Below are 13,110 nucleotides of genomic sequence, written 5' to 3' on the forward strand. Positions count from 1 at the left end.
CCTGATCAGGGGTTGCCTGCGGTGTAGTCGGGCAGCCCACTGATCGGCCGGTCGAACCGATAGGGAATCGACTCGAGCGCCAGCCCCACGTTGCGCTGAACCACGAAGTGCAGATGGGGCCCGGTGCTGTTACCCGTGTTGCCCGACCTGGCCAGCACCTGCCCTTGGCGCACACGCTGCCCAGACGCGACCACGATCGACCCCCTCATCAAGTGCAGGTACACCCCCATGGTGCCGTCAGGGTGCAGGATGCGGACAAAGTTGCCCGAGGGATTGTCCCCTCGCCCGCTCTGCTCGCTACGCGTGCTCACCACCACCCCTTCGCGTGCCGCCACAATGGTCGTGCCTTCGGGCATGGCGATGTCCATTGCATAGCGCCCTTTGGGCCCGAAGTGGCTGAACCTGCCATTGGGCCCCTGGGTCACCCGAAACGGCCCACCCACCCATGGAAACGCATAACGATAACCTTGCGGGCGCTTGCCGGGGTCGCCCATGGCTTGCAGCAGCGTCGAACGGTAGTTGAGCAACTTGCCTGGCTGTCCCCGGACGATGCTGAGTACTTGCGTCGATCGCGGCGGCAACAGACGCCGCACGGTTCGCGGCGCATCGCCACCCTGCGCATTCACCAGATTATCCAGGCGCAGTTCCACCTGCACCGCGACTGGCAATTCGTTGCGGGCCGAGAAGCTCACACCGCCCTGAAACACGATCGCGTTGAGGCGCACGTCGTGTTCGTTGATTTCCACGGTGGACTCATCCACGACCGTGGGCTTGATGCCCGGGCCGGGTCGCTGCGCATAGGAAACCCTGCCCGTTTCGTCGGTGACGGGGTGCAGTGTCACCCCCAGGCTAGAGGCGCTGACCAGGGTTAACGTACACAGCAGCAGAAAGCGCAGATGCATGATGATGGCTTTTTGACAGTGGAGGACCTGTCCAAGCCTAGCAGCAGGCACCCTGTTCACCATGACAGTTGGTCGGATGCTGCTGGCCAGCTTGCTGTTGCGGCGGCCCGTCAGGCCCCTGGCGTGAAATGCTTCTGGGCAGTGCCGCGGGCGATCAGGCGGGACAGGTAATCCAGCTTCTGGGCGTCTTGATCGACGAACTTGAACGTCAATTGCAGCCAGTCGCTATCCGGCTTGGGCTCGAAGGCCGCCACCGCGTGCAGATAACCGTTCAAACGCGCCACCTCTGCGTTTTCGCCCTGCTCCAGGTTCAGCACAGCGCCTTCGAGTACCTGCGGCAGTGTCTCACTGCGCCGCACGACCAGCAGGGCTTCCTTCAGGCTCAACGCCTTGATCACGCAGGCCTGCATGCCGCTCGCCAAACGCAGCTGGCCCTGGCCGCGACCGCTGGGTGCGGGTGTCGCTACGCTAGGTTTGCCAGGGGTGGCGGCCACCTTGGTTGGAACAGGTGCTGGCGCAGCCACCTTGACGGCTTCGGGCCGCCCAGCCGTCAGGGCGTTGAGCGAGTCATTGGCGAACGCGGCATTGGCCCGTGCAGGCCCTGGGCTCATGAGGCTGTCGAGCTTGCCGATCTTGGCCAAGGCCTTCTTTACCTTGGTCAGCAACTGCTCGTTGGTGAACGGCTTGCCGACGAAATCCGACACGCCGGCCTGAATCGCCTGGATGACATTTTCCTTGTCGCCACGGCTGGTCACCATGATGAACTGAAGGCCCTTCAGCTCAGGTTGCTGACGGCACCAGGTGAGCAGCTCCAAGCCCGACATTTCCGGCATTTCCCAGTCGCACAGCACCAGGTCGAACGCTTCCTTGCCCAACAGGGTCATGGCCTTGCGACCGTTGACGGCATCCTCCACGGTCATGCCAGGAAACGCGTTGCGCAGGCACTTACGGATCAGGTCACGGATAAATGGCGCGTCATCCACCACCAGCACATTCACTTTACTCATCGATACTCCTTCTGAACCCGACTAGCCTACTGCCATTTACTGGCCACTTGCTACCACCTGTGTGTTACGCCGGGTCATCTACAGCCGGTCGATGGTCTCTGGCACCTCCAGGCGGACTAACGAAAACGCCCGGCACAAGCCGGGCGCCGATGCTCGGAGAGAACTTTATTTATCGTCCGCCTCGGCTGGAACATTAGGTATTTCACCATCGACACTGGCTCGACCCTGCACCTCCGCGGTCATGCGCTTGAGGCCCATGTGGCGTACATCGGTGCCGCGCACCAGATAGATCACCAGTTCGGAGATGTTGCGTGCATGGTCGCCGATGCGCTCCAGCGAGCGCAGGACCCAGATGACACTCAGCACACGGGAGATCGAGCGGGGATCTTCCATCATGTAGGTCACCAGCTCGCGCAAGGCTGTCTTGTATTCACGGTCGATGGTCTTGTCGTATTGAGCCACCGACAAGGCCAGGTCGGCATCGAAGCGGGCGAAGGCGTCGAGTGCGTCGCGCACCATGTTGCGCACCTGATCGCCGATGTGCCGAACTTCTACATAGCCCCGCGGGGATTCACCCTCCTCGCAGAGCTGGATGGCCCGCCGGGCGATCTTGGTCGATTCGTCACCGATACGCTCAAGGTCGATCACCGATTTGGAGATGCTGATGATCAGGCGCAGGTCCGATGCCGCCGGCTGGCGACGCGCCAGAATGCGCAGGCATTCCTCGTCGATGTTGCGCTCCATCTGGTTGATCTGCTCGTCGACCTCGCGCACCTGCTGAGCCAGGCCGGAATCGGCCTCGATCAGCGCAGTGACCGCATCGTTGACCTGTTTCTCGACCAGCCCGCCCATGGCCAGCAGGTGACTGCGAACCTCTTCGAGCTCGGCGTTGAACTGCTGGGAAATATGATGCGTCAGGCTTTCTTTGTTGATCATGCTGTGGCTCCGCGAAGCTGCTGGCTGCGAGCTTCAAGTCGTTCGAGGCGTGCCCCTGCCTACGCCGAGTGCCTCCACCCGGCGAGCAGCAGTGCGCGGTGCTTCTTCAGCCGTATCGGCCAGTGATGTAGTCTTCGGTCTGCTTCTTGGCGGGGTTGGTGAACAGGGTATCGGTGTCGCCGAATTCCACCAGTTTGCCCATGTACATGAAGGCGGTGTAATCCGATACCCGGGCCGCCTGCTGCATGTTGTGGGTCACGATGACGATGGTGAACTTGGTTTTCAACTCGTAGATGAGCTCTTCGACCTTGAGCGTGGAAATCGGGTCCAGCGCCGAGCAAGGCTCGTCCAGCAACAGGACCTCGGGCTCTACCGCGATGGTGCGTGCGATGACCAGGCGCTGCTGCTGCCCACCGGACAGACCCAGCGCCGACTCGTGCAGACGGTCCTTGACTTCGTCCCACAGTGCCGCGCCCTTGAGGGCCCACTCTACGGCCTCGTCCAGGACCCGCCTTTTATTGATGCCTTGAATCCGCAGGCCATAGACCACGTTCTCGTAGATGGTCTTGGGGAAGGGGTTGGGTTTCTGGAACACCATGCCCACGCGGCGACGCAGCTCGGCTACGTCCTCGCCCTTGCGGTAGATGTCATGGCCGTACAGGTTGACGGCGCCTTGCACACGGCAGCCGTCTACCAGGTCGTTCATGCGGTTGAAGGTGCGCAGCAAGGTGGACTTGCCGCAGCCGGACGGGCCAATGAACGCCGTCACGCGCTGCTTGGGAATATTCATGCTGACATCGAACAGGGCCTGCTTGTCACCGTAGAACAGGCTCAGCCCAGGCACTTCGATGGCAACCGTTTCCTCGGCCAGGCGCAGGCCCTGTTTGCTGCGGCCCAGGGCGGACATGTCGATGCCGTGGTTAGGCGGTTGTTGCTGCATGGTCTCACTCCATTGGGAGCTGCCGGCGTATGGCCGCCAGTAGCACGTTGGGACGAAGCGGACGCCTCGCGCCGGCGACGCCGCTTGAACGTTCGACGCCTGGCTCAGCTGTCGAGCGCCTTGTATTTCTCACGAAGGTGGTTACGGATCCACACGGCCGACAGGTTCAGTGTCGCGATGACCATCACAAGCAGCAGTGCCGTGGCGTACACCAGTGGCCGCGCCGCTTCCACGTTCGGGCTCTGGAAGCCCACATCGTAGATATGAAAGCCCAGGTGCATGATCTTCTGATCCAGGTGCAGGTAGGGGTAATTGCCATCCACCGGCAGCGACGGCGCCAGCTTGACCACGCCCACCAGCATCAGCGGTGCGACTTCACCCGCGGCGCGAGCAACGGCCAGGATCATGCCGGTCATCATGGCCGGGCTGGCCATGGGCAGAACGATCTTCCACAGCGTTTCGGCCTTGGTGGCACCCAAGGCCAACGAACCCTCGCGCAGGGTGCGCGGAATGCGCGCCAGCCCTTCCTCGGTGGCCACGATCACCACCGGCACGGCCAACAATGCCAGTGTCAGTGACGCCCACAACAGGCCCGGCGTGCCCAGGGTGGGCGCCGGCAAGGCTTCGGCGAAGAACAGGCGATCGATCGAGCCGCCCAGCACGTACACGAAGAAGCCCAGGCCGAAAACGCCGTAGACGATGGCCGGTACACCGGCAAGGTTGTTGACGGCGATGCGGATCAGGCGTGTCACCGGCCCCTGCCGGGCATACTCGCGCAGATAGACCGCTGCCAGCACGCCAAATGGCGTGACGATCACGGCCATGATCAGGGTCATCATCACCGTGCCGAAGATGGCCGGGAAGATACCGCCCTCCGTGTTGGCCTCACGCGGGTCGTCGCTGAGAAACTCCCACACCTTGGCGAAGTACACCCCCAGCTTGGCCAGGGTCGACATGCCGTTGGGCTGGATGGCATGGACCACCTTGCTGAGGTTGATCTCGACTTCACGGCCATTGCCATCGCGCGCCACCAGTGTGTCGCGGGCAAAATCCCGATGAAGCGTGGTCAGGCGATCTTCGATGGCTTTGTAGCGGCTGTTGAGCTCGGCGCGGTCAGCCTCGATGTCAGCCTGGGCCGCTGCGTCCAGCTTGCCTTCGAGCTCGAGTTTGCGCGCCTGCAGGCGCAACCGCTCCAGGCCATGGTTGATGGCACCGATGTCTTTCTTCTCCAGCGCTTGCAGCGTCTTGTTGAGCTCGCTGGCCCGGGCCAGGCGCGCTTGCAGCTCACCCCAGGCCGCAGCCCCTTGCGCCACCACTCGGCCTTGTTCCTTGACGCTCACCAGATAGCCATAGAAGTTGCCCCACTCGCGGCGTTCCAGGGCCATCAGCTGTTCGGGGCGCTGCTGATCGACAAGCCAGTCGCCCACGACCCAAGTGAAGTCGCTGCCATTGAGGTCCCGGTTTCCGACCTTGATCAATTCGCGTGTCATGAACTCCGGGCCCTGGTCGGGCACGGGCAAACCGGCGCCCTTGAGGCGCGCACGCGGCACTTCTTCCTGCTGTACCACTTCACCGATGACCGTCTGCTGGGCCTGGCCCGGCACGGCGTAGGTGGCCTGGATCAAATCGGCCGGCCAGAAATGCCCCAGGCCGCGTACGGCGATCACTGCCAGCAGACCAACGGTCATGATCACCGCCATGGCCACCGCGCCACCGCTCATCCATACACCGGGGGCACCGCTCTTGAACCAGCCTTTGAGGGAATCCTTTTTCACGGATCGCTACCTTTCTATCAAAGCGACGAGTATTTCTTGCGCAGACGCTGGCGAATCAGCTCGGCCAAGGTGTTCATGACGAAGGTGAACATCAGCAGCACCAACGCGGCGAGGAACAGCACCCGGTAGTGACTGCCCCCGACTTCGGATTCCGGCATTTCCACCGCTACGTTGGCAGCCAGCGTGCGCATGCCTTCGAACAGGTTCATCTCCATCACCGGTGTATTACCGGTGGCCATCAGCACGATCATGGTTTCACCGACGGCCCGACCCATGCCGATCATCAGCGCCGAGAAGATGCCGGGGCTGGCGGTCAGGATCACTACCCGGGTGAGGGTCTGCCAAGGCGTTGCACCCAGTGCCAGGGAGCCCAGCGTCAGGCTGCGCGGCACGCTGAAGACGGCGTCCTCGGCAATCGAGTAGATGTTGGGAATGACGGCAAAACCCATCGCGATCCCGACCACCAGTGCATTGCGTTGGTCATAGGTGATACCCAGGTCATTGGTGATCCACAGGCGCATGTCGCCGCCAAAGAGCCAGCTTTCAAGGTACGGGCTCATGCCAAGGGCAAACCAGCCGGTGAGTAGAATGACCGGGATAAGAATGGCCGCCTCCCAGCCATCCGGTACCCGCAGGCGAATGGATTCAGGCAGCCGGCTCCAGGTGAACCCTGCCAGCAGGATGCCGACCGGCATGAGCAGGAACAGGCTGAAGACCCCTGGCAGGTGGCCTTCCAGGTACGGCGCCAAAAACAGCCCCGCGAAGAACCCCAGGATGACCGTGGGCATCGCCTCCATCAGTTCGATCACCGGCTTGACCTTGCGGCGCATGCCAGGGGCCATGAAGTAGGCTGTGTAGATCGCGGCGGCAATGGCCAGCGGCGCGGCAAGGATCATGGCGTAGAAGGCAGCCTTGAGCGTACCGAAGGTCAGCGGCGAAAGGCTCAGCTTGGGCTCGAAATCGGTATTGGACGCGGTCGACTGCCACACGTACTTGGGCGCGTCGTAATTCTCGTACCACACCTTGCCCCACAGCGCGCTGAAAGACACTTCCGGATGGGGGTTGTGCAGCTTCAATGGCAGCAACCTGCCGGGCTCTTCGATCATGACCCGGTTGGCGCGCGGTGACAGGGCAAGGATACCCGGGCCCTGGGCCACGGACTCGACCAAGAGGGTGCGGTGCGCCGTGCTGTGGAAAACACCCAGCTTGCCTTCTGCGTCCAGGGCGATGAAGCCCTTGCGGCGCTCTTCGGCGTCAATCTGCACGATGGGCGAGGTGCCCAGCTGGAAGGTACGAATCTGCTTGAAACGGGACTCCCCATCTGGGTCACGGGCCATGAACCACTGGGCCAGCCCACCGTGCGAGTCACCGATGATCAGTGAAATGCCGCCTACCAGCTGCGCAGTGGCCGTCACTTCGGTATCAGCGCTCTGCGCCAGGGTGTAGCGCCCGTTGAGGCTCTTGTCGCGCAGGCTGAACACGTCGGCGGTGGCACGACCATTGATCACGTACAGCCACTGCTGGCGCGGATCGATGAAGATGTTCTTCACCGTTTCGGTCATTTGCGGCAGCTCGATGCGGGTCTGCTCGGTCGTGACTTCGGCGGTCATCATGTTTTCGCTGCGCGTCAACGCGATGACCTGCAGGTGCGCCCCCGTGGAGCCAGCCAGCAACAGCGTGTCGCCATTGACGCTGGCGCTGACGTGCTCCAGCACCCGCGCCTGTTCATCCAGCACGAAAGGCTGTTTGCCATAGGGGTAGTCGATGGTCGGCGTAATGGTTTTTTTGTTGTCGGGGTAGGTGATCTTGTAGGTATGGGTGAACACCAACGCCTGGCCATTGGACAACCCCAGCATCACCATCGAGCTGCCTGGCTGGTCGGTACCGATCGAAGAGACCTGTACGCCGGCAGGGATGGGCAGGTCGACGCGCTCGAGCGCTTCGCCGGTCTTGGTGTCGAAGAACAGCACCTGGCCCTGGTCCGAAACCCGCATGCCAACCAGGTTCTGCTCCTCGAGGGCGATCATCAACGGCTTGCCCGCCTCCTCTTTGAGCCAGGCAGGTTGCAATGCCTGCCTGCTGGTCAGTTCCGCGCCCTGGAACAACGGAAGGACCACATACGCCAGGTAAAAGAAGATCAAGGTGATCGCGGCCAGCACAGCCAGCCCGCCCACCAGCACATACCAGCGCGTCAGGCGGTCCTTGAGCGCACGCAGGCGTCGCTTGCGCTGCAACTCCGGCGTGTTGAAATCGATGCGTGCAGGCTGGGAATCTTGGGTCATTGTGGAGTTGGCCAGATCATTCATGGGGCACACCCTAGCGGTCCCGTATGACAAAAACATGACAATGCAGTGACGCACGAAAGCCCGAAGCACAGTAAGGCTGGCCCCGGGCTGGGAGTGCTGAAGAGGCTAGCCCAACGGCTTGCCCCTGCAGGGTTCGATTACTGCTTGGCGACGTTGCCGGCGTGGGACAGGCCCAGGTCGGCCAGGGTCTTGTCGACGACTTTGGCAGGCAGCGGGATGTAGCCATCCTTGACGACCACCTGCTGGCCGGCCTGCGACAGTACCAGCTTCACGAACTCGGCCTCCAGCGGGGCCAGCGGCTTGTTCGGCGCCTTGTTGACGTAAACGTACAGGAAGCGCGAGAGCGGGTAGCTGCCGTTCAGGGCGTTGGTCTCGTTGTCCTCGACGAACTCGCCGCCCTCCTTCTTGGCCAGCGGCACGGTCCTGACGCTGGCCGTCTTGTAGCCGATACCCGAGTAGCCGATACCGTTGAGCGACGAGCTGATGGACTGCACCACCGAGGCGGAACCAGGTTGCTCGTTGACGTTGGGCTTGAAGTCACCTTTGCACAGGGCTTCTTCCTTGAAGTAACCATACGTGCCGGACACCGAGTTACGGCCGAACAGCTGGATCGGCTTGTTGGCAAGGTCGCCGGTTACTCCGGCATCGCCCCAGGTCTTGATCTCGGCCTTGCCACCACACAGGCGGGTCGAAGAGAAAATGGCATCGACCTGGGCCATGGTCAGACCCTTGATCGGGTTGTCCTTGTGCACGAACACCGCCAGGGCGTCGACCGCAACCGGAATGGCAGTCGGTTTGTAGCCATACTTCTGCTCAAACGCCTGCAATTCGACGTCCTTCATCTTGCGGCTCATGGGGCCGAGGTTGGCGGTGCCTTCGGTCAGCGCCGGTGGCGCAGTGGACGAACCCGCTGCCTGGATCTGGATGTTGACGTTCGGGTATTCCTTTTTGTAGGCCTCGGCCCACAGGGTCATCAGGTTCGCGAGGGTATCGGAGCCGACGCTGGAGAGGTTGCCCGAAACACCCGTGGTCTTGGTGTAGGTCGGGATAGCAGGATCGACAGCGGCCACTGCGTTGGCGGTTGCAACGCCAGCGGCGGCAAAGGTAAGGGCCGCCATCAAACGCTTCAATTTCATGCCTTGCTCCTAGCTGGAATGGGGGTGCAGAGAGGGAACGGGGGCCAGTATCTGCAGCGCGCATGAACACGATATGACTTGATTGTGACAATTGGATGAAATGCCATCATCGTGTCGAAGCGCTGCTACAGGGAGCAAGTGTCAGTGGCCAAGGCGATTCAACGCTTGTTGGCGAGCAAGTACAGACCTACCGAAAAGCCGACCATGCACAGGACAGCCACATAGTAAGCGGGCGCCATGGGGCTGACCTTCAGAAGCCCGGTTACCGCCATCGGCGTCAGGCCGCCAAAAATGGCGTAGGCGACGTTGTAGGAAAACGACAAGCCGCTGAAGCGCACCGCAGCCGGAAATGCCTTGACCATCACGTAGGGCACTGCGCCAATCACGCCCACGCACAGGCCGGTCACCGCATACAACGGGAACAACAGCTCGGGCCGTGTGGGCAAGCTGTGGTAGAACGCCCAGGAACTGACCAACAGCATCAGGCTGCCGACCACGAACACACGGCCCGCGCCGAAGCGATCGGCCAGGCTACCGGCGCCAATGCAACCCAGGCTCAGCAGCACGATGGCCAGGCTGTTGGCCTTGAGCGAGTCGGTAGGGCTGATGTGGTAGATGCTCTGCAACAAGGCTGGCGTCATGAGGATCAACACCACGATGCCTGCCGACAGCATCCAGGTCAGCAACATGGACAGCACGATGGGCCCGCGATGATCGCGCAGCACCGCCCGCAGCGGCAGCTCTTCGGCCAAGGCTTTGCGTTGCTGCATTTCTGCGAACACCGGGGTTTCATGCAGCCAACGGCGCAGGTAGACCGAAAACAGACCGAACACACCGCCCAGCAGAAACGGAATTCGCCAGGCATAGCTGGCCACTTCTTCAGCGCTGTAGACGCTGTTGATCAAGGTCGCGACCAGCGAGCCCAGCAAGATACCGGCCGTCAAACCGGCAGTGAGCGTGCCGCAGGCATAGCCGGTATTGCGCGCCGGCACGTGCTCCGAGACGAATACCCAGGCGCCCGGCACTTCCCCGCCGATGGCCGCCCCCTGGATCACCCGCATCAACAGCAACAGGATCGGCGCCCACAGGCCAATCTGCGCGTAGGTCGGCAACAGGCCCATGATCAGGGTGGGCAGGGCCATCATGAAGATGCTCAGGGTGAACATCTTCTTGCGGCCCAGCAGGTCGCCGAAATGCGCCATGATGATGCCGCCCAGGGGCCGCGCCAGATAGCCTGCGGCAAAAATGCCGAACGTCTGCATCAACCGCAGCCACTCTGGCATGTCGGCTGGGAAGAACAGCTTGCCGACCACGGTGGCGAAGAACACGAAGATGATGAAGTCGTAGAACTCCAGCGCCCCGCCCAGCGCAGACAGCGAAAGGGTCTTGTAGTCACTGCGGGTCAGCGGCCGCGGGGCCTGCTCGATACTGCTCGGCGCGGAAGTCATCACGGTTATTCTCTTTATAGGGCAAGGCCACACGGGATGCGGCTTGTTCAAGGCGAAGGCGAAGATAGCAAATTGCCGAACGCGGCTGAAAGCGACACGCAATCCATACCGACCTGCAAGAACGCATGGTCGTCGCTTGCGTAGATGCTCTATATACTGGCGTTTCGTACGAAATGTGTCCTGCTAGCGTGGGATATTGTGCGAAAACTCCGGTCACTATACTCAGACGGTTTCGAAGCATTTCCCACGGCCGTCTCGTCATACGAATCGGCGTAGTATGTTGTCAGCTGAATCGTTTACCGGCCTAAGCGCCGCATCCAGGAAAAGCGTCACGGGTCAGAGGCCCCACCGCATGATTGAGCTCGAACAAGAAGATCCAATTCCGCAGGGTGACCTTGCTTTGCAGATCACCGCACTGCCACGCGAAACAAACGGCTTTGGCGATATCTTCGGCGGCTGGCTGGTCGCCCAGATGGACCTGGCAGGTACCGCCATGGCCAGCCGTGTTGCCGGTGGCCGCGTCGCTACCGTGGCGATAGATCGCATGGCGTTTCTGGTACCGGTGGCCGTGGGCGCACAGTTGTCCTTCTATACCCAGACGCTGGAGATCGGGCGCAGCTCCATCCAGATGATGGTCGAGGTATGGAGCGACGATCCACTGTCCAGCGAATGGCGCAAGGTGACCGAAGCCGTCTTCGTCTTCGTCGCAATCGATGGCAGCGGCCGCACCCGTTCCGTCCCTCGTCGCTGAGGCCTGCCGGCGGTAAACTCATTGCCTGCGCCCGGGTCCAAGGCCCACTGGCAACCAATGAGATGACACAATGGCCACCTTCCAGGTAACGACCGAGCAACATGGCGAGCTTCACTGCTGGCGTATCTGCAGTAGCTTCGCCGAACTACTGATCGCCCGCCAGGGTGCACAGGTCCTCAGCTACCAGCGCACAGGCGAGCCGCCGTTGCTGTGGTTGAGCGACAAGGCCATTTTCCGCCAGGGGAAGTCGGTTCGGGCAGGGGCGCCTGTGTGCTGGCCATGGTTTGGCGACCTGCAGCGCAACCCTGAAACCGTCCAGTCCATGTACCACGCGGAACAAGCGCCAGCCCACGGCCTTGTCCGCACGCGTGACTGGCAATTGCTGAGCCTGGAGGAAGTGGGCGAAACCCTGCGGATCGAGTTCGAAATGGCCGAAGCGCAAGGTGGATTGCCCGGGTGGCCGCACACCGTGGCGCTGAAGCTGGTGGTCGTGCTGGACGAGGCGTTGACGCTGCAACTGACCAGCCGCAACCTTGGCGATAGCCCGGTCACTATCAGCCAGGCCCTGCACAATTATTTTGCCGTCAGTGATGTGCGCCAGGCCAAGGTCGACGGTGTCGAGGGGTTGGCTTACATCGAAACCCTGGCCGACTGGCAACAGCGCCTGCAGCAGGGTGCGCTGGCGTTTACCGGCGAGACGGACCGGATCTATCTGGATACGCCGCCAACGCTGAGCATCGTCGACCCGGCCTGGGGCAGGCGGATCATCCTGACCAGCAGTGGATCCCGCTCGGCGGTGATCTGGAACCCCTGGACCGCACGGGCCAAGGAATTGCCGGACATGGCCGATGACGGCTGGCAACGCATGCTGTGCATCGAGACGGCGAACGTCTGGGACGACGTGGTGCAGTTGCAGCCCGGGGCCAGCAGTTCGCTGGGGGTCAGGATCGATTGTGAAGTGACCCCGCGCGACTAGCCACTCGGACACGCCTCAAAGATCGGCGTCCACCACTACCCTCACCTTCGCGGCGTCCAAGGCATAGGCCGCGTCGGCCAGGTCGTTGCTGACCTTTTCCACCTTCAGCGTGCCGCTGACCCACAGCGGCGTGTAGATGTCATCGATCTTCAGCCCTTTTGGATAGCGCACCAACACCAGCTGGTTGGGTGGCGGTGGCGGGACGTGGATGCATGCACCTGGGTATGGCACCAGGAAGAACAAGGTGCTGTGGCCCTTGGCATCGCTTTCAAGCGGCACGGGGTAGCCACCCAGGCGAATGCTCTTGCCGTTCAGGGCGGGCACGGTTTTCGTCGAGTACATGACCGCCGGCAGCCCCTTGCTCTGCTTCAAGCCACCTTTGGCGGTGAAGGTGCCCATGGCTTCGGGAGAGTTATGGTCGATTTCGGGCATCTGCTCGAGCGCCTTCTGGTCCGACTTGGGCATCAGTTCCAGCCAGTCGGTCTCGGGCAATTCGGCATGGGCCAGGGAGCTGGCCGACAACAGGAGGGCAATGAAGAAGGCACGCATGGAATGCTCGGCAACTCGGGATGAATTGCCGGCATTCTAACCAGTATTCAGCGTTTCTTGATGAATCCGTAGATCACCAGGAGAAGGATGGCGCCTACCAGTGCGCCAAAGAAGCCGGCTGCCTGACCTGCCTGGTAGATACCAAGCGCCTGACCGCCATAGGTGGCCAACAGCGAGCCCGCGATACCGAGCAGGATGGTCATGATCCAGCCCATGCTGTCGTCGCCCGGTTTGATGAAACGAGCCAGCAGGCCGACGATGAGGCCGATGAAGATGGTTCCGATGATACCCATGGCAATCCCCTTGCAGTAAAGATGGAACAAGCCAAAGCCTAGGCAGCGCTTTGGCTTGTTGCCACTTCAGAGGGCCAGCCGGATGCAGAAG

Annotated in this window: 12 protein-coding genes; 2 read left to right on the forward strand and 10 right to left on the reverse strand. The window is 61.8% G+C overall.

Translation table 11 applies throughout. The features are described from left to right. Positions 1-5: 5 nt before the first annotated feature. The 8 genes from B2Y33_RS01815 to B2Y33_RS01850 form a co-directional block, all read right to left on the reverse strand. The gene (locus B2Y33_RS01815; RefSeq protein ID WP_027913349.1) at positions 6-902 is read right to left on the reverse strand and encodes a M23 family metallopeptidase; all 897 of its coding nucleotides are present in this window, start codon (positions 900-902) and stop codon (positions 6-8) included. Between the two features lie 110 nt (positions 903-1,012). After that, a complete protein-coding gene (locus tag B2Y33_RS01820) occupies positions 1,013-1,909 on the reverse strand; it encodes a response regulator (protein WP_027913348.1) in 897 nt (298 codons plus the stop codon). A gap of 165 nt (positions 1,910-2,074) precedes the next feature. Continuing rightward, entirely contained in the window at positions 2,075-2,845 is a 771-nt protein-coding gene (gene phoU / locus B2Y33_RS01825) for a phosphate signaling complex protein PhoU (RefSeq protein WP_027913347.1), read from the reverse strand. A 106-nt stretch (positions 2,846-2,951) separates the two neighbouring features. Next, the gene (gene pstB / locus B2Y33_RS01830; protein WP_027913346.1) at positions 2,952-3,785 is read right to left on the reverse strand and encodes a phosphate ABC transporter ATP-binding protein PstB; all 834 of its coding nucleotides are present in this window, start codon (positions 3,783-3,785) and stop codon (positions 2,952-2,954) included. A 104-nt stretch (positions 3,786-3,889) separates the two neighbouring features. Next, the gene (gene pstA / locus B2Y33_RS01835; RefSeq protein ID WP_173645903.1) at positions 3,890-5,506 is read right to left on the reverse strand and encodes a phosphate ABC transporter permease PstA; all 1,617 of its coding nucleotides are present in this window, start codon (positions 5,504-5,506) and stop codon (positions 3,890-3,892) included. Positions 5,507-5,577: 71 nt separating this feature from the next. Beyond that, a complete protein-coding gene (locus tag B2Y33_RS01840) occupies positions 5,578-7,866 on the reverse strand; it encodes an ABC transporter permease subunit (RefSeq protein ID WP_088522816.1) in 2,289 nt (762 codons plus the stop codon). Positions 7,867-8,003: 137 nt separating this feature from the next. After that, entirely contained in the window at positions 8,004-9,002 is a 999-nt protein-coding gene (locus B2Y33_RS01845; RefSeq protein WP_088522815.1) for a phosphate ABC transporter substrate-binding protein PstS, read from the reverse strand. Positions 9,003-9,160: 158 nt separating this feature from the next. After that, positions 9,161-10,450 carry an MFS transporter gene (locus B2Y33_RS01850; protein WP_125921891.1) on the reverse strand — a complete coding sequence of 430 codons (1,290 nt, stop codon included), beginning with the start codon at positions 10,448-10,450 and terminating at the stop codon, positions 9,161-9,163. Positions 10,451-10,802: 352 nt separating this feature from the next. Here B2Y33_RS01850 and B2Y33_RS01855 point away from each other — a divergent pair, with 352 nt between their 5' ends. Next, a complete protein-coding gene (locus tag B2Y33_RS01855; RefSeq protein WP_003253317.1) occupies positions 10,803-11,201 on the forward strand; it encodes an acyl-CoA thioesterase in 399 nt (132 codons plus the stop codon). Between the two features lie 70 nt (positions 11,202-11,271). Then, positions 11,272-12,177: a D-hexose-6-phosphate mutarotase gene (locus B2Y33_RS01860; protein ID WP_111475533.1), complete on the forward strand. Its 906-nt coding sequence runs from the start codon at positions 11,272-11,274 to the stop codon at positions 12,175-12,177. A 15-nt stretch (positions 12,178-12,192) separates the two neighbouring features. On the opposite strand, the gene B2Y33_RS01865 is transcribed toward B2Y33_RS01860, so the two are convergent. Further along, positions 12,193-12,726 (reverse strand): DUF3299 domain-containing protein, encoded by a 534-nt coding sequence (locus B2Y33_RS01865; protein WP_049695282.1) that lies wholly within the window; start codon positions 12,724-12,726, stop codon positions 12,193-12,195. Between the two features lie 47 nt (positions 12,727-12,773). After that, on the reverse strand, positions 12,774-13,019 hold the full coding sequence (locus B2Y33_RS01870; protein WP_023532347.1) for a GlsB/YeaQ/YmgE family stress response membrane protein: 246 nt from the start codon (positions 13,017-13,019) through the stop codon (positions 12,774-12,776). Positions 13,020-13,110: the final 91 nt, after the last annotated feature.

The sequence above is a fragment of the Pseudomonas sp. UBA5666 genome (assembly GCF_002420785.1).
In the GTDB taxonomy this organism is placed as follows: Bacteria; Pseudomonadota; Gammaproteobacteria; order Pseudomonadales; family Pseudomonadaceae; genus Aquipseudomonas; species Aquipseudomonas fulva.

What these genes read in the sequence shown, in the direction of transcription:
- B2Y33_RS01815 (WP_027913349.1), bottom strand. Translation starts at nt 902, where the DNA reads ATGCATCTGCGCTTTCTGCTGCTGTGTACGTTAACCCTGGTCAGCGCC.
- B2Y33_RS01820 (WP_027913348.1), bottom strand. Translation starts at nt 1,909, where the DNA reads ATGAGTAAAGTGAATGTGCTGGTGGTGGATGACGCGCCATTTATCCGT.
- phoU (WP_027913347.1), bottom strand. Translation starts at nt 2,845, where the DNA reads ATGATCAACAAAGAAAGCCTGACGCATCATATTTCCCAGCAGTTCAAC.
- pstB (WP_027913346.1), bottom strand. Translation starts at nt 3,785, where the DNA reads ATGCAGCAACAACCGCCTAACCACGGCATCGACATGTCCGCCCTGGGC.
- pstA (WP_173645903.1), bottom strand. Translation starts at nt 5,506, where the DNA reads ATGAGCGGTGGCGCGGTGGCCATGGCGGTGATCATGACCGTTGGTCTG.
- B2Y33_RS01840 (WP_088522816.1), bottom strand. Translation starts at nt 7,866, where the DNA reads ATGAATGATCTGGCCAACTCCACAATGACCCAAGATTCCCAGCCTGCA.
- B2Y33_RS01845 (WP_088522815.1), bottom strand. Translation starts at nt 9,002, where the DNA reads ATGAAATTGAAGCGTTTGATGGCGGCCCTTACCTTTGCCGCCGCTGGC.
- B2Y33_RS01850 (WP_125921891.1), bottom strand. Translation starts at nt 10,450, where the DNA reads ATGACTTCCGCGCCGAGCAGTATCGAGCAGGCCCCGCGGCCGCTGACC.
- B2Y33_RS01855 (WP_003253317.1), top strand. Translation starts at nt 10,803, where the DNA reads ATGATTGAGCTCGAACAAGAAGATCCAATTCCGCAGGGTGACCTTGCT.
- B2Y33_RS01860 (WP_111475533.1), top strand. Translation starts at nt 11,272, where the DNA reads ATGGCCACCTTCCAGGTAACGACCGAGCAACATGGCGAGCTTCACTGC.
- B2Y33_RS01865 (WP_049695282.1), bottom strand. Translation starts at nt 12,726, where the DNA reads ATGCGTGCCTTCTTCATTGCCCTCCTGTTGTCGGCCAGCTCCCTGGCC.
- B2Y33_RS01870 (WP_023532347.1), bottom strand. Translation starts at nt 13,019, where the DNA reads ATGGGTATCATCGGAACCATCTTCATCGGCCTCATCGTCGGCCTGCTG.